19 protein-coding genes and 1 pseudogene are annotated in these 18881 nt (G+C 70.8%); 4 read left to right on the plus strand and 16 right to left on the minus strand.

The features are described from left to right. Nucleotides 1–198: 198 nt before the first annotated feature. From AC07DU_RS12565 to AC07DU_RS12585, 5 genes are all read right to left on the minus strand, one after another. The gene (locus AC07DU_RS12565) at nucleotides 199–1776 is read right to left on the minus strand and encodes an alpha/beta hydrolase (protein ID WP_479111098.1); all 1578 of its coding nucleotides are present in this window, start codon (nucleotides 1774–1776) and stop codon (nucleotides 199–201) included. Between the two features lie 149 nt (nucleotides 1777–1925). Further along, a complete protein-coding gene (locus tag AC07DU_RS12570; RefSeq protein ID WP_479111100.1) occupies nucleotides 1926–2402 on the minus strand; it encodes a hypothetical protein in 477 nt (158 codons plus the stop codon). Nucleotides 2403–2511: 109 nt separating this feature from the next. After that, nucleotides 2512–3495 (minus strand): SCO0930 family lipoprotein, encoded by a 984-nt coding sequence (locus AC07DU_RS12575; protein WP_479111102.1) that lies wholly within the window; start codon nucleotides 3493–3495, stop codon nucleotides 2512–2514. 190 nt (nucleotides 3496–3685) lie between these two features. Further along, the gene (locus AC07DU_RS12580; RefSeq protein ID WP_479027351.1) at nucleotides 3686–5101 is read right to left on the minus strand and encodes an NADH-ubiquinone oxidoreductase-F iron-sulfur binding region domain-containing protein; all 1416 of its coding nucleotides are present in this window, start codon (nucleotides 5099–5101) and stop codon (nucleotides 3686–3688) included. Between the two features lie 29 nt (nucleotides 5102–5130). After that, on the minus strand, nucleotides 5131–5862 hold the full coding sequence (locus AC07DU_RS12585; RefSeq protein WP_479111104.1) for a hypothetical protein: 732 nt from the start codon (nucleotides 5860–5862) through the stop codon (nucleotides 5131–5133). Between the two features lie 491 nt (nucleotides 5863–6353). Between AC07DU_RS12585 and AC07DU_RS12590 the strand changes: the two genes are divergently transcribed. Beyond that, nucleotides 6354–7613: a PucR family transcriptional regulator gene (locus tag AC07DU_RS12590; protein ID WP_479111106.1), complete on the plus strand. Its 1260-nt coding sequence runs from the start codon at nucleotides 6354–6356 to the stop codon at nucleotides 7611–7613. 141 nt (nucleotides 7614–7754) lie between these two features. On the opposite strand, the gene AC07DU_RS12595 is transcribed toward AC07DU_RS12590, so the two are convergent. The 6 genes and pseudogenes from AC07DU_RS12595 to AC07DU_RS12620 all read right to left on the minus strand — a co-directional run bounded on the left by AC07DU_RS12595 (nucleotide 7755) and on the right by AC07DU_RS12620 (nucleotide 12263). Beyond that, nucleotides 7755–9131: a DUF1996 domain-containing protein gene (locus tag AC07DU_RS12595; protein WP_479111108.1), complete on the minus strand. Its 1377-nt coding sequence runs from the start codon at nucleotides 9129–9131 to the stop codon at nucleotides 7755–7757. Nucleotides 9132–9140: 9 nt separating this feature from the next. Then, a complete protein-coding gene (locus AC07DU_RS12600) occupies nucleotides 9141–9779 on the minus strand; it encodes a DUF4142 domain-containing protein (protein WP_360893722.1) in 639 nt (212 codons plus the stop codon). Nucleotides 9780–10087: 308 nt separating this feature from the next. After that, complete coding sequence (locus tag AC07DU_RS12605; RefSeq protein WP_479111110.1) at nucleotides 10088–10249, minus strand: SDR family oxidoreductase; 162 nt, start codon at nucleotides 10247–10249, stop codon at nucleotides 10088–10090. Nucleotides 10250–10326: 77 nt separating this feature from the next. Continuing rightward, nucleotides 10327–10596 (minus strand): annotated as a pseudogene (locus AC07DU_RS12610) (SDR family oxidoreductase); the annotation flags it as partial. A 58-nt stretch (nucleotides 10597–10654) separates the two neighbouring features. After that, entirely contained in the window at nucleotides 10655–11197 is a 543-nt protein-coding gene (locus AC07DU_RS12615) for a DapH/DapD/GlmU-related protein (RefSeq protein WP_479111112.1), read from the minus strand. A 487-nt stretch (nucleotides 11198–11684) separates the two neighbouring features. Continuing rightward, nucleotides 11685–12263, minus strand: a complete 579-nt coding sequence (locus AC07DU_RS12620; RefSeq protein WP_479111114.1) for a TetR/AcrR family transcriptional regulator — start codon at nucleotides 12261–12263, stop codon at nucleotides 11685–11687. 92 nt (nucleotides 12264–12355) lie between these two features. On the opposite strand from AC07DU_RS12620, the gene AC07DU_RS12625 reads away from it, so the two are divergent. Next, complete coding sequence (locus AC07DU_RS12625) at nucleotides 12356–12802, plus strand: DUF1772 domain-containing protein (RefSeq protein WP_360893715.1); 447 nt, start codon at nucleotides 12356–12358, stop codon at nucleotides 12800–12802. 250 nt (nucleotides 12803–13052) lie between these two features. Here AC07DU_RS12625 and AC07DU_RS12630 read toward each other — a convergent pair whose 3' ends face one another. The 3 genes from AC07DU_RS12630 to AC07DU_RS12640 form a co-directional block, all read right to left on the minus strand. Beyond that, nucleotides 13053–13733 carry a DUF2278 family protein gene (locus tag AC07DU_RS12630; protein WP_479111116.1) on the minus strand — a complete coding sequence of 227 codons (681 nt, stop codon included), beginning with the start codon at nucleotides 13731–13733 and terminating at the stop codon, nucleotides 13053–13055. An 80-nt stretch (nucleotides 13734–13813) separates the two neighbouring features. Beyond that, a complete protein-coding gene (locus AC07DU_RS12635) occupies nucleotides 13814–13966 on the minus strand; it encodes a hypothetical protein (RefSeq protein ID WP_479111118.1) in 153 nt (50 codons plus the stop codon). Nucleotides 13967–13978: 12 nt separating this feature from the next. Continuing rightward, complete coding sequence (locus AC07DU_RS12640; protein WP_479111167.1) at nucleotides 13979–14968, minus strand: chorismate-binding protein; 990 nt, start codon at nucleotides 14966–14968, stop codon at nucleotides 13979–13981. 107 nt (nucleotides 14969–15075) lie between these two features. Here AC07DU_RS12640 and AC07DU_RS12645 point away from each other — a divergent pair, with 107 nt between their 5' ends. Further along, on the plus strand, nucleotides 15076–15756 hold the full coding sequence (locus AC07DU_RS12645; protein ID WP_479111120.1) for a hypothetical protein: 681 nt from the start codon (nucleotides 15076–15078) through the stop codon (nucleotides 15754–15756). Between the two features lie 86 nt (nucleotides 15757–15842). Here AC07DU_RS12645 and AC07DU_RS12650 read toward each other — a convergent pair whose 3' ends face one another. Next, nucleotides 15843–16271, minus strand: coding sequence for a hypothetical protein (locus AC07DU_RS12650; RefSeq protein ID WP_479111122.1), 429 nt, complete (start codon nucleotides 16269–16271; stop codon nucleotides 15843–15845). Between the two features lie 788 nt (nucleotides 16272–17059). Between AC07DU_RS12650 and AC07DU_RS12655 the strand changes: the two genes are divergently transcribed. Further along, entirely contained in the window at nucleotides 17060–17398 is a 339-nt protein-coding gene (locus tag AC07DU_RS12655; protein WP_479111124.1) for a MerR family transcriptional regulator, read from the plus strand. Between the two features lie 363 nt (nucleotides 17399–17761). Here AC07DU_RS12655 and AC07DU_RS12660 read toward each other — a convergent pair whose 3' ends face one another. Next, complete coding sequence (locus AC07DU_RS12660; RefSeq protein ID WP_479111126.1) at nucleotides 17762–18880, minus strand: fatty acid desaturase family protein; 1119 nt, start codon at nucleotides 18878–18880, stop codon at nucleotides 17762–17764. Nucleotide 18881: the final 1 nt, after the last annotated feature.

Consider the following 18881-nt stretch of genomic DNA (forward strand, 5'->3'; position numbering starts at 1 on the left):
TGTCTCGTGTTTCTGGCGCGTCCTCCTCTCTTTGTTTTCGGCTCGCTCGCCTCCCCCCCCCCCCCCCCCCCCCCTCCGCCTTGCGATGCACGGCACCGGACACCGCGGGCCTGACCGGCGCCACTTTGACGACAGGACCTAGGCGCGGGGTCCCGGCGGTCAGGCCGACCGCCGGGACCCCGCCTCGGGCCGGTCGGCTCAGAACCGGCCCGGCCCGGCCGGGAAGGGCAGCCGGCCCGAAGGGGCCGGGGACCCGCCCCGCTCCGCGGCGGCCGACGGCTGCGGGTTCTGGCAGGTCACGTCCTTGTCGGGCAGCACACCCGTGGTCAGGTAGGCGTCGACCGTCGCATTGGCGCAGGAACGCGGGTCGAAGACGTACACGCCGTGCCCCTCACCCCCGGCGGCCAGCACCATCCGCGAGCCCTTGAGGGCCCGGTGCAGGCCCTGCCCGCTGCTCAGCGGGGTCTGCGAGTCCCACTCGTTCTGCACGGTCAGCACGTTCGCCCGGGTCCGCATCGGGGTGGCGGCCTCCACCGGCCGCTGCCAGAAGGCACACGGCTTGATGTTGGACGCGAAGTCCCCGTACAGCGGGTACTTGGCCTTGTCCCTGGCCGCGTCCCGCTCGTACTGCTCGGTGTAGCGCGGCCACGCGCCCGTGTCCCCGCACAACACGGCCCAGAACACGGCCGTGCCGTTGTCCGAGGCGGGCTCCTCGTCCCCGCCCCTGAGCATCTTCTTCAGCTCCGGGACGTCGGCGCCCGCGGGCAGCGGCTTGCCCTCGGCCGCGGCCTTCAGCGCCGTGATGAGCCCGGAGGCCTGCGCCGGGTAGAAGAAGTACGGCCGCGCCGTGCGGATGCCGTCGCCCGTGAGCTTCATGCCCTCGAAGTCGATCGGATCCCGGTCGGCGCGCGCCACCAGCCCCCAGAAGGTGTCGGACACCGCCTTCGGGCTGTCACCCAGGCCGTACTCGGCCGACCGCTCCGCCGCCCACTGCGTCCAGCGCGCGAAGGCGGGCTCGCCCTCCTCGGCCCACACCTGGATCATGCCGCGCCAGACCCGTTTCGGATCCACGGCGCTGTCGAGCACGAAGCGGTCCGTGCGCTCGGGGAACATCTGCGAGTACACCGCGCCGAGGTAGGTCCCGTACGAGTACCCCAGGTACGAGAGCTTGCGCTCGCCCAGCACCGCGCGGACCGTGTCCATGTCGCGCGCCGTGTTGCGGGTGGTGATGTACGGCAGCACCGCACCGGCCTTCTCGCGGCACTTGTCGGCGACGGTCTGCGCCCACGCCACGTCGGAGGGGAAGGTCTCCGGGCGGTACGGCCGCTCGAAGTTCTGCTCCGTCGCGTTGAGGCCGCAGGTGATCGGGCTGCTGCGGCCGACCCCGCGCGGGTCGAAGCCGATGAGGTCGTACTGCTCGCGCACGTCCTTGGGCAGCGATTCGTTCATCAGCAGCGGCAGGTCAAGCCCGCCGCCGCCCGGGCCACCGGGGTTGAGGAGCATGACGCCGTGGCGCTTGGCCGGGTTCTCGCTCTTCATCCGGGATATGGCGAGGTCGAGGGTGGGCCCGTCGGGGCGCCGGTAGTCCAGCGGGACCTTGAGCGTGGCGCATTCGTACGAGGCCGGCTGTTCGGGACTGCAGCGCTGCCAAGCCGGTTTCTGCCGCAGGTGGTCCGCTGCCGGGGCGGCGGAGACCTGCGTCGCGGTCAGCAACGGCACGGTGGCCGCCACGAGTCCGGCGGCGGCCAGCAGCGGTGCGGAGCGTTTCAGGCGCACGAAGCCGATTCCTTTCGGTCAATTCGCTTACCCGTCCACCCTGTTGCATGGCGGGCGGGGGCGAATCATCCCGAAGGGTCGTGCCCTGTGCTCCTCACGAATGAGCTGATAACCGGACAACTGGCCGACACGCCGCAGTCACGCCGCAGTCATGACCCGGAAGGCGGGTGGTGGCCATGGGGGACCGGGTGCTCGTCGTGCTGGGAACCGGTTTCGACGGCGCCGCCGAGCCGGTCGCGCAGCGGCGTCAGGGCCTGCTCCGTCCCGGCGGTGACCACCCACCGGTCCCCGACGAGATAGGTGCCGCCGTACATCCGGGCCTCGGTCAGCCAGGAGCGCAGGCCCCGGTCGTCAGCGAAGGTGACGATGCGGTACGCGCCTTCCCCGGTCCCGCATCCGCCCTGGCGCAACTCGTCGGCGTCGACGCTCACTTCGGCGGTGCAGCCGAGGGCGGCGGCGATCTCCTCGATGGAGGTGCCGGGCGGCTCCTCGGCCCTCGCTCCGGCGCAGCCGCCGCACAGCAGCGCGGCGGCGCACACCGCGACGGCGGCGGGCAGGGACGTGCGGATCCGCCGGGTGCGGGGGGTGCGGGGCGCGCGGCGGGTTCGGCGGGCGGTGGACGGCATGGCGACCTCACTGGCTGATCGGGGTCCGGCGCGGTCGTGGTGCCCGGGTGGGGAGGAGGGCCCGGGCACCACGGGTCTGGGGTGCGGGCGGAAAGCCAGCCGCAGCGGTCTATCCGGCGGACTTCGCCTTCTTGCCCTTGTCGGTGACGGCGAACCAAAGGCCCTGCTTGTTGTGGCCGCTGATGTCCCCGGGCTCCTTGTCCCCGGTGAACGAATAGACCGGCCAGCAGTCGATCGTCAATTGCTCGCTCCCGTCGGGTCGTTTCACCGAACCCACCAATTCAGCGGGTATTCCGCTCACTTTCGACTTGTCGACGGGCTTGGCGGGCTTCCAGGTGTCCAGGCAGGCATCGAGGCATCCGAACTTCATCGGCCAGGCGCTGTCCTTGTCGAACCGGTAGAGCGTCCGGCCCTCCGCGTCCGCGACGATGGTGCCGAGCTGGGCGTTCTGGACCGCGCTGAGTTCACTGGCCGCCGCGCCCTTGCCCTTCGCGGCGTCCTCGCCGTGCGCCCCCGCGGCCGGCTTCTTGCCTCCGGCGGCGGCCGGCTTCCCGTCGGCTCCCAGCGCGTGCCAGGTCCCGCCGACACCCTCGCCGAGCGTGTCGCCCGCCTTGGCGTCCTTGGCGTAGCGGTACACGGGCCACCCGGCGAGCGTCAGCTGCCGGGTGCCGTCGGCCCGCGCGACCGAGCCGAGCAGGGTCGCGTCGATTCCCTCGCCGGCCGAGGCGTCGTCCGCGGACACCGCGGGCCAGGCCGTCGCGCAGTCCCCCTCGCACGTGGACTTGGGGGGCTTGGCCGTGTCCTTGTCGAAGCGGTAGAGCGTGAAGCCCTCGCTGTCGGTGACCGCCGCGCCGAGCGCCGGTACCTCCTTCACCTTCAGCTGCCCGGCCGGCCCGTTCTTCCCGGCCTCGCCGGCCGGTACGGCGCCGGAACCGGCCCCGTAGTCGTAGGCGGACCCGAGCTGTTTGCTGTCGCTCACCGGCTTCACCGCGTTTCCCTTTCCCGGGGATTCGTCGGCACTGCCGCATCCGGCGGTCAACAGAAGTACGGCGATCGCCGACCCGGCGAATATGTCACGGCGCGCTTTCTTCACGATTTCTCCTTCAGGTTCGATCCCGCGATGACTGCCCGCAATTACGTGCTGCAATTTCGTGTCTGCGTCATTGATACGGGGCGCCGGGCCGAAGGAGTCGGTTTCCCCGGGAATTTATCGGATCACGCAAAGAATGAACCCGGGGAAAGGCCGGAGCCGTGCACCGGACCGGCTCACTCGCTCAGTCAGGTCACTCCTGGATGCGCAGCGCGAGCGCCGGGCAGCGCCGCACCGCGCGCAGCGCCTTCGGCCGCAGCCGCCCCGGGACCGGCATGGACGCCTGGGCCGGATAGCCGTCGGCGTCGAGCCGGACGACATCGGGGAGGATGTCCACGCACAGCCCGTGCCCCTTGCACAGCGTCCAGTCCACGACCAGTCGCTCGGGACTCTCGTCCTGGGGCAACGGCAGCGCCCCCAGTACCCGTCGGCCGCACCCGCTGCCGAGGGCGTGGTCCATGAACTCCTCGGGGAAGGCGGCCAGCGCCGACGCCACGAAGTGCGACGTGCCGTCGGGATGGCTGCACGCGCCCCGGCCGCGCACCACGCGCAGCCGCGCCTCCACCGCTTCGAGCGCGGTTCTGCCCCCGCCCGCGACGGCGTCCTCCAGTACGTCGGCCAGCGCGGGCAGCCCCCGTACGCACGGGCCGCACTGGCCCGCCGACTCCTTGGCCATCCAGCGCGTCACGCGCGCCACTTCGCCGGCCGGACAGGTGTCCTGCGGCAGGGGCAGGACCGCTCCCGCCCCCAGCACCGCGCCGAGCGCGGCGAGGGACTGCCGGGACACCTCGGCGCCGCGGGCGGACCCCGGAGGCAGCCATCTGCCGTGGTAGCCGCCGACCAGCACGCCCTGACCGGCATCGGAGCCGCACAGCTCGAGGACGTACGCCAGCGAGGTCCCGGTGGGCGTCTCGACGACCGTGGAGCCGGCAACCGTCAGCAAGGTGGTGCCCGGTTCGGCGGGCAGGCCGCTCGCACGGTAGTCCAGCGCGCCGAGGCGGGCGGCGACGGCGAGCTGGGCGAAGGTCTCGGTGTTCGACAGCAGCGTGGGCGCGCCGCCCAGGCCCCTCTCGCTGGTGCGCACCTTCTGCCCGGACGGCAGCGCCGCGCCGCCGTTCAGACCGCTGACGAGGGCGGTCCCCTCGCCGGTCACGAAGCGCTCGGGAAGCCGGGTCACCCGTACCCGCCGCCCGGCCGGGCCGCGTTCCGCGACGGCGTCCCGTACCGACTGCTCCACGTCCTCCCGGGTGACGGCCACGACCACGTCCTCGGCGCCGAGCGCGGCGGCGGCCAGGAGTGCCCCGTCGAGCACCAGGTGCGGGGCGTGCAGCAGCAGTGCGGTGTCCTTGAGGCAACTCGGCTCGCCCTCACTGCCGTTGACGACGACGGCGGTGAGCCCGTCCCGCTCCCGGGCCGAGCGCATGACGGCGCGCAGTTTCCGGGCGAAGGGGAAGCCCGCCCCGCCACGGCCCCGTAGGTCGATGTCCTCGGCGAGGTCGACGAGTTCGTCCGGACGCAGCCGCGGCAGTGAGCCGTGCGCGGTGAGGTGGGCGACCCGGTCGAGGCGAGGCGCCCGGTCCAGTCCGGCCAGCAGCCTGGGGGCGCCCACACAGCCGAGACTGGGGCGCGGCGCGCCGCTCACGTCAACCCCTCACGGGTCGCGAGCCGTTCGTCGAACGGGTCCGCGCCACCACCCGGCCGGCTCGGCGCGTACGCGGGGAACACGACCGGACGGCGGCGCGTCCATCTCCGCTGCCGGGGGAGGGTGACCGCCAGGGGCTTCTGCGGCGCGGTCAGAGGGGATGAGGGGCGGGAAGCGGCCATGTCCAGACGGGACTTGAGGCGCAGGGCGAGAACGCCGGCGACCCCGACCAGGCACAGGGCGTACGAGGCCGTCACCCAGGCGTCGGCGGGCCGGCCGGCCTTCAGCCCGTGCACCAGCGAGGCACCCCACGCCGGATAGGCGCCGATGTGCAGGGCCCGCCACCACAGGGAGCGGCTCTTGGTCGCGAACACGCTGCGCACGGCGCCGGACACCGCCACCGTGAGGAACAGATATCCGGCGAGCGTGCCGAGCCCGATGAGGACGGGGCGACCGGCGTCCGTGAACGGCACGACCGCCGCGGTCGCGGTGGTCTGTCGCTGCGCGACCTTGACCCAGATGTGGAGGGCCAGGAAACCAAGCCCCGCCACGGCGAGACCGCGGTGCACTCCTTGGGCCAGCAGCCGGTGGCCCGAGCCGAGCAGCAGCCGGTCGGTGGCCATCAGGCCCCAGAGGACCGTGGCGGTGAGGGAGACGAGCGAGAGGACGCCCACCCCGTAGTCGAGGAACTCCCACACGTGGGTCAGGGCGCCCGCGCGGGCGGCCACGGTGATGGAGACGAGAGCCGCGAGGGCGGCGCAGATGGCCCCGGGTCTCAGTCTGCCCGCGGTGGGAAGGAGGGAGGGCCGCCGGACGGCCCGCCGTCCGGCGGCCGGACTCGAAGCCGCGTGACGGCTTCTGCGGCGGGCTCTGTGTGAGCGGGGCATGTGAGGCTGGGGCAGGGGCATCCAGTTCTCCTGTGAAACTCCGCTCCGGCCGAGGGAACTTGGGGCCGGAGTGCAGAAGCATCGTGGAGGTGCACAGGGGCTCCACAGGATTTATCGAAACGTGATAATTTCTCGCACCGCGTCTCCGGCGCATCGAACAACACCGGAAGATTCCCCTCCAACGGAGGTTGTGACAGGCCCAGTGGTCGGACCTCTCAGGAGGGACGGGGGTCACAACTTCCCTGCCAGCGAAGGCTGTTGGCGAAGGGGGAACCTCGGTGAGCTGGTCGCTCTTCCCCGGGCGGGCTCACCCCGGCACGAACGAGGAAACGATGTGCGAACTTCTGAACCGCATCTGGTCCCGCCCCCGTGGCGAGTGGACCCGCGTCCTGCGACGGGAACTCCCCGCGCTGGCCGCCGAGATAGTGGAGGAGCTTCTGCATGGAATTCCGGAATTTTCCGCACTTGTCGATGACAACGATGCCATCGACGACGAGCTGCTCCGGCAGAGGGTGGAAGAGGCTCTTCTCACCGCTCTCGGCTACCAGGAGCACCCCCGGGAACACGCACCGGACGAGGACGAGACAGCGGACGAAAGCGAGGCCGAGATCAGCGACGAAGCCGAGATCAGCGACGAGCCCGAGATCAGCGATGAGTGCGAGATCACGCACGAGGGCCGGCACGAAGGCATCAGGGAGGGCCGGCAGGAAGGCATCTGCGAGGGCCGGCAGGAGGGCATCTGCGAGGGCCGGCGGGACGGCGGCCATGAAGACGGCCGGGAGGGCGTCCGCGAGGGGGACCGGGCACGCCAGGAGCTCTTCAAGGCCCTCACCGACGACAGGGCCGCATCGGAGACCTCCCTCACCGAGCTCGCCGAGGCCGCCGGATGGTCCCTGCCACCGGCCCTACGGGCCATCGTGCCCGCCAGCCCCGGCGAGACCGCACAGCTCGCCGCCGTACTGGACGACGCCCTCGCGGGCACCTTCGCGGGCCGACCCTGCCTGCTCGTCCCGAGCCAGGACCCGGACGTCCGCGCCCCGCTGGAACACCTGCTCCGCGGCCGTTTCGCGGCCGTCGGCCACGCCGTCCCCCTGCGGGACGCGGCCTCCTCCCTGCGCTGGGCGCTGCGCCTCTTCGGCCTGACGCCCACCCGCCCGGGCCTGGAGGCCCGCACCGTGTTCGTCGACGACCACCTCTCGACCCTGCTCCTGCTCCAGGACGAGCCCCTCGCCCACGCGCTGGCCGCCCGCTGGCTGCGCCCGCTGGCGGACCTGACCCCGCGCCAGAGCGAGCGGCTGGAGGTGACCCTGCTCGCCTGGCTGGAAGGGGGCGGAGCCCCCGAGGCCGCCAAGGCCCTGAGTGTGCACCCGCAGACCGTGCGGTACCGCATGCGCCAGCTGGAGAAGCTCTTCGGGACCGGGCTGCGTGACCCCCGCACCCGCTTCGAGCTGGAGATGGCCCTGCGCAGCCGCCGCCTGATGGCCCAGGTGCGGCGTCAGCACTCCCGGGTGGGACGCAGGACCGCCCGCGTGATCACGGCGGACTTCACCCCCGTGGTCGTCGGACGGATCGCGCGCGTGAACGGCCTCTGAACCAGTTCTGACAACCGGTCCCAAGAAAAGCGGTGTTGGCCCGAAGTCGGCTTCGGGCCAACACCTTTGTCCCGGAACGGGCGCAGTGGGTGGGGGAGGGGGCGCCCGCCCCGGGAGCGGAGGGGGATCCGTACCGCGCGGTCAGCGGCAGGTGCGCCCGTCGTTGATGCAGCCCACGGCCTTGTTCATCAGGCCGTTCGACATCACGTTGATGAAGTCGTCATGGTCGGTGACCGGCTTGTGCAGTTGTTCGGGGAAGCTGTCCACGGCGAAGCGCGCGCCCGGCTCCACCCCGTAGGTGAGGCGCTGTACCAGCTGCGGAATGGCCTTGAAGCCCTTCGGGCAGCGGCCGCCCCGGTCCGCGAAGGCGACGTGGGTACGGTGGTTGGCGCTGTCGGTGTTCCGGCCGTCCCAGCAGCTCTGGAAGGTGAACGTGCGCACCACGTCGCTGCCCTTGGGGCAGACCGGGTACTTGTCCTTCAGCTGGCGGTTCTCGAAGCCGGTGCAGCTCCACGAGGCGTTCGCGTTGGCATTGCCGTTGGCGAAGGCCTTGGCGTCACCGGTGATGATCCGCAGGAAGCGGGGCATGGCCGTGACCTTGCCGGCCGGACTCCCCTTGAAGGTGATCGTGACCTGCTTCGGCCGCAGGATGGTGCCGACGTTGCCGTCCTTGCCGCCACCGGCCGCCTTCGCGTCCCGCTCCGCCTTGCCGTCGCGCAACCGCAGGACGGGCCAGTAGTAGCTGGACTGGTCGCCGTTGGCGCAGGTGGTGCCGGCCGCGGCGAGGCTGTCGTTGGTGGAGAAGGCGTCGGTGGACTTGTTGCCCACGTAGTCGTGCATGTGGTGGGCGCCGTTGGAGACACCGGGGGCGACGATGACGTTGTCGGGGTTGAAGTGGCCGTTCTCGTTGCGGCCGCACTGCGAGGTGAACGTTCCCGTGGAGGCGCCCGCAGAAGGGGCGGGAGTGCGTACGTTCGGCCGGATCTTGGTGATGGAGACGAAGTCGCTGCGGGCCGGACCCCCCTTCTGCGACGTGTTGGAGGCGACGCCGAACTGGTCGGCGGCGGAGTCCCCGGCGGCGGGCTCCTCGGCGGCGGGTGCCTGCTTCATCTCGCATCCGCTCAACGCCTTGAGTTCCTCAGGCGGTTGGGCGGAGCGGCCGATCGCGTCGGTCATCTCGGCGATGGTCTTGTCGCGCTGCTCGCGGAGCTCCCCGAGGAGGGCGTCCCCCTGCGCTTCGCCAGCGGCGAGCCGCCGGTAGGCGTCGGCCACCTGGTCGTCCAGCTTGGCCAGACTCCCGTCGACCTCGGCCTTGGCCTGGTCGGGGACGCTGGTGAGCCGCTCTCCCACGTCGGGGCAGTCGATGGTGGCCGTCAGCTGCCCCGCGCGGTCGCCCTCCTGTCCGGCGGACGCGTTGCCGGCGATGACGGCGACCCCGCCCCCGCCCAGCACGAGGGCGGAGACCACGGCCAGCAGCTTGTTCGACAACCGGGGGCGTTTGTGGCCCTTTTGGCTCATGCGATCACTTCACTTCGTCGGTCGGACATTGTCGGAAAGCGCGTCGAAATCGACCAGCCCGCTGTCTTCGAGGACCGAGATGTGGTCCAGCACCGTGGCATTGGCGGACGTGGCGAGGGCGCGCACCATGGAGTTGCGGGTCTGTGCCCGCACCCCGGCCAGCAGGGCGAACACCTTTCCGTGCGCTCGGCGCAGCAGCTGGATGAACAGCCGTTCGTAGTCGTCCCCGCGGGCGCGGGTCAGCTGGCCCAGCCACTCCTGCTGCTGCTCGGAGGGCTGGTTGGGCAGGTCGATGCCGAGGGCCTGGCCGACCTGGATGACCTGCCGGTCCAGCTCGGTGTGGCCCTCGACGAGGTGTTCCCCGGCCGTGCGCACCGCGGGGCGCGTCCCGCGCTGCTGGGCCTGCCGTCCCGCGGGCAGCTCCCACAGCCCCGCGAGCCGCACCTTCCGGACGAAGTCGCGGTCCGCGGCGGTCAGCGGCCCGTACGCCGTGCTCATGGTCCCGGCGCCGTCGTCCTCACCCGCCGGACCCGCGACGGCGGCCGAGGCCCGGCCGTCGAATCTGTCCACGGGTATCAGCAGCGCGATCAGGGTGAGGGCGAGGGCGGTGATGACCACGCCGCTCCCGATGGTGTATCTCGTCGCCACCGAAAGGCTGTTGATGGATCGTCGCCGCAGTGACAGCACGGTGCCTCCTCGCTCCAGGGGGCCGGGAGGGGGCGGCGCAGGAGGGCCGCACGTACCGTGCGGTGCACACCCGCATTCCCGGGGTGTCACGGGACGCTAGTGCCCGCCGCGGCGCCGCTGCGGGAGGACATCACCCTTGGACAAACATCCCGGCGAGCCCGCGAAAGGCTGCTATCTTGCCGCGCCGGCGGGCGGACCCCGGCACGGCCGGCTCGACGTGGCGGCGCCCGCACCCCCACCGCCCCACCGCCACACCGAACTCATGCGGACTACTGGGCTGCGAGCGGTCCCAGGTAGGTGCCTCCGGAGACGTCGATGGTCTGGCCGGTCACCCAGCGCCCCCGCGGGCCCGCCAGGAAGCCCACCACGTCCGCGACGTCCTCCGGCTCGCCGATCCGCCCGAGCGCCGTGATCGAAGCAAGCGCGGCCACGGCCTCGGGAGCGCAGCGTAGGGACTGATCATGTCGGTCAGCACCACCCCGGGTTCGACCCTGTTCACGGTGATACCACGCCGGCCCAGCTCGTTGGCGGGCGACGGGCCGAGGGACGCCAGCGCCGCCTTGGTGACGATGTAGCCGATCTGTCCGGGTTCCGCGATCCGGGTGGCTGCCGAGCCCCTGTTGACGATCCGTCCGCCCTCCCGCAGCAGCGGCAGCGCCCGCTGGACCACGAAGATCGGCGTGCTCACGTTGACCGCCAGCAGCTGCTCGAACTCCTCCCGCGCGAGCCGCCCGTCACCAGCGCGGTCCTGCCGTCCAGTTCCGGGGAGAAGCTCCAGGCTCGCAGGGGATCAATGACCGCCCGTGGTCGGGATCGGCGTGGCTCCGAAGAGGCCGTCACCACCTTCGGTGCACGGCTGCCTTGCTACCGGTCACCAAGCTTGCCGGCGGAACGTCATCGGCCACGACCGCGCCGGCGGCGACCACCGCGTCACGGCCGATGCTGACGCCGGGCAGGATCGTGGCACCGGCACCGATCCACACGTTCTCTGCCACGTCGATGGGTGCGCCGGTGAGGTACAGCCGTCGCTCCGCGGGATCAACGGGGTGACCGCTGGTGATGAACGTGACCTTCGGTCCGATCATCACTCCCTCGCCGAGACGGATGCCGGCATAGTCCAGGAACGTGCAGTTCTGGTTGATGAAGACGCGTGCGGCGAGGTCGAGGTTCAGGCCATGGTCCGTGAAGAAGGGCGGATAGATCGTGACCTTCGGCGGCAGTGGCTTGCCGAGGATCTGTTCGAACAGTGCCGCCTTGCCCGCTTCATCTTCGAAAGGCAGGACGTTCAGCCTGGAGGTGAGCTCGGTGACTCGCAGGACCCTCTCGGCCATGGCCTGGAACTCGGCGCTGTGGATGCGCATGAGACGGTCGCTGGACATGCCACGGTCCTTTCTGTGTGCCAGTGACTGGGCAAGACTCACCGGGTGATCAAAGCCAAGGGGTGGCACGGGAGGCGAAGATGAGGGCATCCAAGATCGTTGTGACGAGCAACCCGGACACCCTCGCGACGGCACTCTATGTGCAACCGACGAGCTGCTGAAGGCGCCCCCGCGACTGGCGCCTTGGTGCCATGGCGTCCGACCTGGGGATCGCCCCGCAGCTCACGAACTCCCAACTCGTCACGCCGGCGACGATGCACGGATCGTCGACTCCACCTCGGTCGAATGCGGCCGCTACGCACCTCCAGGGCCCGCCCGTCACGTTCGCGCCGACCGACGCCATCTGGCACGACGGGCCGCACCGGACAGTCGTCCCACGCGCACTGACGGCTCACGACCACTGACTCGGAATCGATCGTCTAGGCAGCCCAAAGGATCAGCACGCGCGCCCCGAGGGCCCTGGCGCTGGGCCCGCCGGGACGGTGCGTCACACCATCGCGAGCCGGTCCACCAACAGCTCCACCCTCGGCTCAGCGTCCTCGGGCAGCAGGCGGCCCGCTCGGGTCAGGGTCGCCAGGCCGTGCAGAGCCGCCCAGAACACCTCGGTGAACAGCCCCGCCTGGACGCCGTCGCCGGCGACCTCGGCGAGGGACTCGAGCAGGGCGGCGAAGGCGTCCTTCAGTGGCTCGGGGGTGTCCTCCTGTGCGTATGCCAGGCCGCCGTCGAGCTGGAACAAGGCGTCGTAGACCGCCGGGTTGTGCTCGGCGAAGCCGAGGTAGGCACGGGCGAGGGCGACGACCCGCTCGCGCGGGCTGTTCGCTGTGGAGGCTGCGGCACGCACCGCCGCGGCCAGCTCGACGGCGCCCTCCAGGGCGACGGCGCCGATGATCTCGCGCTTCCCTCGGAAGTGGCTGTAGAGGACGGGCTGGCTGTACTCGATGCGCTCGGCGAGCCGGCGGGTGGTGACGGCGTCCCAGCCCTGCTGCTCGGCGAGTTCGCGGGCTGTCGCCACGATGAGGCGCTCGCGCTCCGCCCGGTCGCGCTCCTTGCGTTCCTTTACCGACATAACTCGATCCTAGCATCGCTAGACAATCGAGCGTTAGCAGCGCTAGCGTTGCCCTCAAACATCTAGCACCGCTAGTTCATTGAGGGGTCGTCATGCTCAGCACACTCGAGGTCGTCACCACTGTCGTCGTCGGCCTGATGGTGGGGGTCGAGTTCTCCGTCGCCTTCATCATGAACCGGATCCTGGACGCGCTTCCCGAGGACAGCGGCCAGCTCGGCCACGCCCACGGGGGCCGCATGCTCGGAGCCCTGATGCCGTTCTGGTACATAGGCTCGCTCGTCCTCATCGCGATCTGGGCCGTCGCCGGATGGCACCGCGACGGCGCCGGACTCGTCGTCACCGCCGCCGGACTGCTGATGCTCAGCGTGGTCATGTCGATCCTGCTGCTCGTCCCGATCAACAACCGGAACAAGACCTGGACCCCCGAGAACCGGCCCGCCGACTGGAAGGAGCAGCTCCACCGCTGGAACCGCTACCACTACCTCCGCGTCGCCGTCATCGTCGCCGCGTTCACCCTGCTGGTCACGGCCCTCGCCTGACACCAACGCTGTGCCGACAGGCAGCGGTTCGGCCGCCACTGCGGGAACGCGCGCCCCGCACCCCGCCCAGGCCGTCTCTTTCGGATCTTGCCGGGCCCGAGCCGCCCGGCACCGCACCTCGCCGCGTTGCCGGAGCACCCGAGTACATCCAGTACGAGGGCGCTCCTCCGCCTTGCGAGGCACGGCACCATCCGTCCCTGCTCGCGAGGACGGATGCTCCCTGGAGCCGCCCTTCTAGGAGCGGGCCCTCTCAGGTCCTTCCGGCCGACACCGCCTGGACCGGATGCCCGTCGGCGTCCGTGTGGTCCTTCTGGCTGGTGAACTTGTTGAGGAACACGTCGTAGTCGCCGTCCGGGCGGCGGGTCATCGTCCCGCCGTCCTGCCAGATGCCGTTCTCGGGCCACCACTGAGTGCCGTACGGGTCACCCTGGTTCTGGTGGATGTTGTGCACGCCCAGCCCCGCGGTGAACGGTTCGCCGAAGACCAGGATCGGGCGTCCCACGACGAGGATCGGTTCGAGGGCGAGGGCGGCATCGAGGTTCGACCCCGAGGTCCAGGGCTGCCGCAGCTTCACCCACCGTTCGAGGCGCTCCCGCAGGACGGCCGGCAGCCACGACGGCCACGGAGGACGGCCGCGCAGTGCCGGATGCCGGATGTAGTCGAGGGCGCCGGACCCGGCCGCTCGGTCGAGTTCGTGGTAGCCACCCGGCATCGAGGCCACCGGGCCCAGCGCGGCGGCGGGCAGGGTGGACGTCTTCCACTGCACACCGGTCGTCGATTCGTGGCTGTCCACGTCGACGGCGCACTTGTAACGCCCGTCCGGGGCGTCGACCCGGAGGTTGACGTGGAACCACGCGCCCTCGGTGTCCGGCGTGTCGCGGAAGTGCTGACGCAGGGTCCCGGCCAGGACGCCGTAGTGCTGGAATGGCATGTTCCTCAGTGAAGCACCGGGCCGGGCGGGCGGCCATCAGGGCTCGCCCATGCGGTCGGTCGACCGCACCGTCGCAGGCGTCACGGCTCCTCCTCCTTCTCCTCGCGCTGGGAGGAGGCCTCGGGAGAGGGCGGCACGGCTCGCATGGGTCCGCGCAGCCGGAACCGGGACGCCTCGGACGGGTAGGCCTCGCGCGCCTGAGGCGGGCCTGGTAGTGGGTAGGTCACGGCCATGATCCGGCGGCATCACCGTGCCGAAGTCCTCCAGGGGCACCTGCCCGACCTGAAGCTCCCACCTACCATCAGGCGCCGCCGGTCCTTTCCGGCCGACCGGAGGTGCAGGTCGCCTGACCGGTGAAGCCGGACAATACAGAAGGCCCTCCACCAGGGTGGAGGGCCTTCTGCGCCTGGGTGACAGTTGGTGTTCGGCGCCGCCGCACTGCGGCGAGACACGTACAGGTGTCGAGGCGCCGCCGGGCTATCCGCACCGCCGGACGTGATGCCAAGCCGTTGATCGGCAACGGGACTTAGGTATTCCTGGCGGTGTGGTCGGCGGGCACGAGATGGGGGGGCGACGCTTCGCAGTTTTTCGCAGGTCTCCTCGTGCTCGCGTTCGGGCCGTGACTGCCGTACGACGCCGGCCCCGGCTTGGAGGCAGGACCGGCCGCCCATCCGGAAGACGCTGCGCAGTACGAGGGCGGCATCGAGTGTGCCGTCGGCGTCGCAGGTCAGGACCGCGCCCGCGTACAGGCCGCGAGGGCGGCCTTCGAGCGCCCCGATGAGGGGATACGCCTGGGCTTTGGGGATGCCGGTGGCGGTGACGGCGGGGAAGAGGGCCGCGAACGCGTCCCAGGGGCCATGGCCAGGGCGCGGGCGGCCGGTGACGGTGGAGGCCAGGTGCGGGACGGAGCCCCGGTCGAAGACGGTCATGTACTCACTGACGCCGGTGTCCTGGCACACCTCGTCGAGGTCTTGAAGCGCGAGTGTGACGGTGAGGGCGTGCTCGTGGATCTCCTTGGGGTCGCCGAGGAGGTCGGAGCGCAGCCGGGCGTCGTCCGCGGTCATTCCCGTCCGGGCTCGGGTCCCGGCCAGAGGCCGGGTGGTGACGTGGCCGTCGGTGGTGACCTCCGCGACCGTCTCCGGGCTGAACCCGGCCGCCTGGATACCGCCGAGGTCGCAGGAACGAACGGGCCGGGGTGTTGGCCCGCCGCCCCGCGACGTAACTGGCGACCAGATCCACCTCCCCGGGCACGGGAACCCGCCGGGAGAGGATCACCTTCTCCAACGGGCCCTGGCCCTGCAGTTCCACCAGGGCTGCCGTGACCGCCGCCTGGTAGCTGCCGGTGTCCTCCAAGGGCAGCGCGATCCACGACGGACACGGCGGGCGCGACGCGGAAGGCTCGATGATCATCCTCCGCGACAAGAACAACAAGTTCCCCTCCACGATCGCGAGCACCCTCGGCGGCAAGGGCGGCGCGCCGGGGCGGGCCGGCAGCGGCGGCTCAGGCGGGGTGGGCGGGACCAACGGCTCGACCGGCGGCGGCGGCGCCGGTGCCGGCGGGGCGGGCGGCACGGACGGCGGCGCTGCCGGGGCCGGCGGTGCCACTGCCTCCAGCTCAAGCAACCAGTGCGGCAACTCGCGGGCGTCCGCAGTGGAGGGGGCTGCCGGTGGGAGCGGAGCGGCCGGCAAGGCCGGTGCGAAGGGCTCAGACGGCAAGACGAACCCGCAGGGCGGCACCAGCCGGGGCGGAGCCGGCGGATCTTCCGGCGCTGCCGGCGCCGCCGGACGCGGCGGCGCGGCGGCCCGCGCACTGGCCGTGTCCTACGGTGCCGGCGGCCACGGTGGCGCCGGAGCGTACGGCGGACACGGAGGTTCGGGCGGCGGGGGCGGCGAATGGGATCCCAATGTCGGCAACGCCAAGGGTGACAAGTGGAAGGGCCTGGACGGCGGCTACGGACCGACCGGCGGAGTAGGGGCCAACGGCTCCAAGGGTGGCGACGGCGCCTTCATCCTCACCTGGTGACAACCCCACCGGCCACCCGGTGCCCCCATCGGGGTGCGACCCGCCGGCGGCCCCGCCCGGTGAGGGACGGGGCCGCCGACGGCAGGTCAAGTTGCGGTCCTGGCCGGCCCGGGAAGCCGGAACAGCAGTGCCCACATCGCCGCGAGGGCGGCGATGACGTACCAGACGCTGCCCGCGAAGGCGTGGGTCACGGTGCTGTCGTGGCTGCCCGCAGGAGCATGGTTGAAGAACACCACGGACGCCGTCGCGATGCCGAGGGCGGTGCCGAGCTGCATGGCGGTGTTGAACAGTCCCGCGGCGGATCCGGCGTCCTGGTGGCCGACCTGGCTGAGGGTGAGGCCGGCAAGACCGGCGCCGATCATGCCGAAACCGGCGCCGACGAGGATCATCGGGGCGACGGCGGCCACGAACGGCATCTCCGTCTGCTGGGTGGAGACCAGCAGCTCGTAGCCGACCAGGCACCGCCTGCTGCCCGGGCGTGGTGCCCCGCCGACAGCCGTACAACCCCACAGCACCCGATTACCTCACTGTCGAACACGCGAATATCTGTGGCGGTCGGAGTAGACATTGGGCGGTGGCGTGGTTATGGTTTCTCTCGTAACGCAGAGAGACCGCAGGGCCCGGCAGGGACGAACTGCCGGGCAGTAGTACTCGCAGTACCGCAGTACCGCAGTTCCCGTAGTTGCAGTGCGCAGGACGGTGCGGTGGTGGAGTTTCGAAGCCAGGGTTGTTGCAGGACGGCAACGGGACTGACCACCGGACTGGGTGGCCCGCAGTGATCAGGGGCCGCCGTGAGCAGTACCGCAGTTGACGCAGTGGCAGTACCCGTAAGTGCAGTACCCAGCAGTGAAGTCAGTGAGCGGTACCTCGGTGAAGGCGTCAGCTGCGGGCGCGCGCACCGGGAAGTTCGGCAGTGGGGTTCTAAGCCAGAGCAGACGCAGGATGGGCGACGGGGCTGGCTGCCGAAGAGTGGCGCTACCGCAGGCCACCGAGCAGTTCGCATTACCAGCAGTACAGAAGTTCCCGCAGGTAGCAGTTGATCACCAGAGGGAAGAACGGAGGAGTTGAGGCGCCATCAGGATCGCCCGGACGCCACGCGAGTCCGGGTACCGCAGGACATCGTAAGTGAGGTGGTCTCCGGTCACGCATCCGCGATCCCCGCATCCCCGACGAAGCTCAGGTCGGGCAGGCGGACACAGAAGGCCGGCGCAGTATCGGGGCCGGCAGATGGTGTAGCAGTTCCTTCGGGGCCCGGGTGCCAGCAGGCACCCGGGCCCCTCCACGCGTTCCGCAGAGAGGTGAAATGACCGCAGAGGACATGCTCGGCCGTCTCGACGACGACGACGACCCCGCCTACACCATGGGCCGGGCCGCCGAAATACTCGGCACCACCCAGGGCTTCCTCCGAGCCATCGGCGAAGCCCGCCTGATCACCCCGCTGCGCTCCGCCGGCGGGCACCGCCGCTACTCCCGCTACCAGCTGCGCATCGCGGCCCGCGCCCGCGAACTCGTCGACCAGGGCACACCGATCGAGGCCGCCTGCCGCATCGTCATCCTGGAAGACCAACTGGAGGAAGCCCAGCGGATCAACGCCGAGTACCGCCGCGCCGCCGCTTCGGCGAACCCGGCGGCCGCGGCCTGAGTCCGTACCCACGCCCGCGGGACACAGGCGGGCCCCCGCCCCGGGACGCAACCCGAGCCGGCGTCCCAGGGGCAGTAGACACACACCGGACGAAGGGCTGCGGGAGTGCGCGCGGCCTCGCCCGTGGTGGTGCATCGCCATCTCCCGCGCGGTCGCCCCATCGAGCGGCGTGTGGCTGTCGGATTCTCTGATCTACGACGCCCTCGCGCGGCAGCGGCGCCAGGAAGGCCGGGAGGTTCCCGGCGGCGAAGGAACCGCGCCAGAAGGAAGGCACCGGTCGGCAGGCGCAGACCTGTTCCCCCGCGGCTGACCGGACCGGCGGTGCCGCCCGTACGGCCGAAAGATCTGAACCATGACCGGGAATCAGGCCGCGACGAGCTCCTGCTCGCGGTCCGGCGTTTTGACCTTGGGCTTCTTGTTCGGCAGTGAGAGCCGGAAGACCTTGCGCCACGCGGAGAACACCTGCTTGGGGAGCGGCCCCGTGACGTACTCCAGCTCGTACTTCTCGAACAGCGCGCGCACCTTCACCGCGACCTCGGCGTACCGGTTGCTCGGCAGGTCGGGGAACAGGTGGTGCTCGATCTGGTGCGACAGATTGCCGGTCATGAAGTGCATGGCCCTGCTGCCGCTGATGTTCGCCGAGCCCATCATCTGGCGCAGGTACCACTGGCCGCGCGTTTCGCCCCTGATCGACCGGCGCTCGAAGACCTGCACGCCCTCGGGGAAGTGCCCGCACATGATCACCGAGTGGGTCCAAATGTTGCGGACCAGGTTCGCGGTGAAGGTGGCGGCGAGCGTGGGGAGGAACGACGGGCCCGACAGCAGCGGGTGGATCACGTAGTCCTTGAGCACTTGCTTGCGGATCTTGCGGCCCACGGCCTTGGCCCGCGCGCGGAACTCCGGGTTCTTGCGGCGGCGCTTGTGCAGGTTCTTGCCGAGCTCCAGGTCGTACGCTGCGATGCCGTACTCGAAGAAGCAGGCGTTGAGGAAGTTCCACAGCGGCTGGCCGAGGTGGAACGGGTGCCACTTCTGGTCCTCGTCGACGCGCATGATGCCGTAGCCGAGGTCGTTGTCCTTGCCGATCACGTTGGTGTACGTGTGGTGCAGCTCGTTGTGCGAGTGCTTCCACTGATCGGACGGCGAGACGTGATCCCACTCCCAGGTGGTGGAGTGGATCTTCGGGTCTCGCATCCAGTCCCACTGGCCGTGCAGGACGTTGTGGCCGATCTCCATGTTGTCCATGATCTTCGCCACGGACAGGCCGGCGGTGCCGATCAGCCACGCGGGCGGGAAGATCGAGAACAGCAGGATGCCCCTGCTGACCAGCTCGAGCTTGCGCTGCGCCGCGATGACCTTACGGATGTAGGCGGCGTCTTCCTCGCCGCGGCCGGCGATCACCTCGTCGCGGATCGCGTCCAGTTCGCGGCCGAGCTCCTCGATCTGTGCCGCGGTCAGGTGGGCGGTGGGGTCGATGGCGGTCAAG

Source organism: Streptomyces sp. NPDC045695 (assembly GCF_056432025.1).

What these genes read in the sequence shown, in the direction of transcription:
- AC07DU_RS12570 (WP_479111100.1), bottom strand. Translation starts at nt 2,402, where the DNA reads ATGCCGTCCACCGCCCGCCGAACCCGCCGCGCGCCCCGCACCCCCCGC.
- AC07DU_RS12590 (WP_479111106.1), top strand. Translation starts at nt 6,354, where the DNA reads ATGTGCGAACTTCTGAACCGCATCTGGTCCCGCCCCCGTGGCGAGTGG.
- AC07DU_RS12595 (WP_479111108.1), bottom strand. Translation starts at nt 9,131, where the DNA reads ATGAGCCAAAAGGGCCACAAACGCCCCCGGTTGTCGAACAAGCTGCTG.
- AC07DU_RS12615 (WP_479111112.1), bottom strand. Translation starts at nt 11,197, where the DNA reads ATGTCCAGCGACCGTCTCATGCGCATCCACAGCGCCGAGTTCCAGGCC.
- AC07DU_RS12620 (WP_479111114.1), bottom strand. Translation starts at nt 12,263, where the DNA reads ATGTCGGTAAAGGAACGCAAGGAGCGCGACCGGGCGGAGCGCGAGCGC.
- AC07DU_RS12625 (WP_360893715.1), top strand. Translation starts at nt 12,356, where the DNA reads ATGCTCAGCACACTCGAGGTCGTCACCACTGTCGTCGTCGGCCTGATG.
- AC07DU_RS12630 (WP_479111116.1), bottom strand. Translation starts at nt 13,733, where the DNA reads ATGCCATTCCAGCACTACGGCGTCCTGGCCGGGACCCTGCGTCAGCAC.
- AC07DU_RS12635 (WP_479111118.1), bottom strand. Translation starts at nt 13,966, where the DNA reads ATGGCCGTGACCTACCCACTACCAGGCCCGCCTCAGGCGCGCGAGGCC.
- AC07DU_RS12655 (WP_479111124.1), top strand. Translation starts at nt 17,060, where the DNA reads ATGACCGCAGAGGACATGCTCGGCCGTCTCGACGACGACGACGACCCC.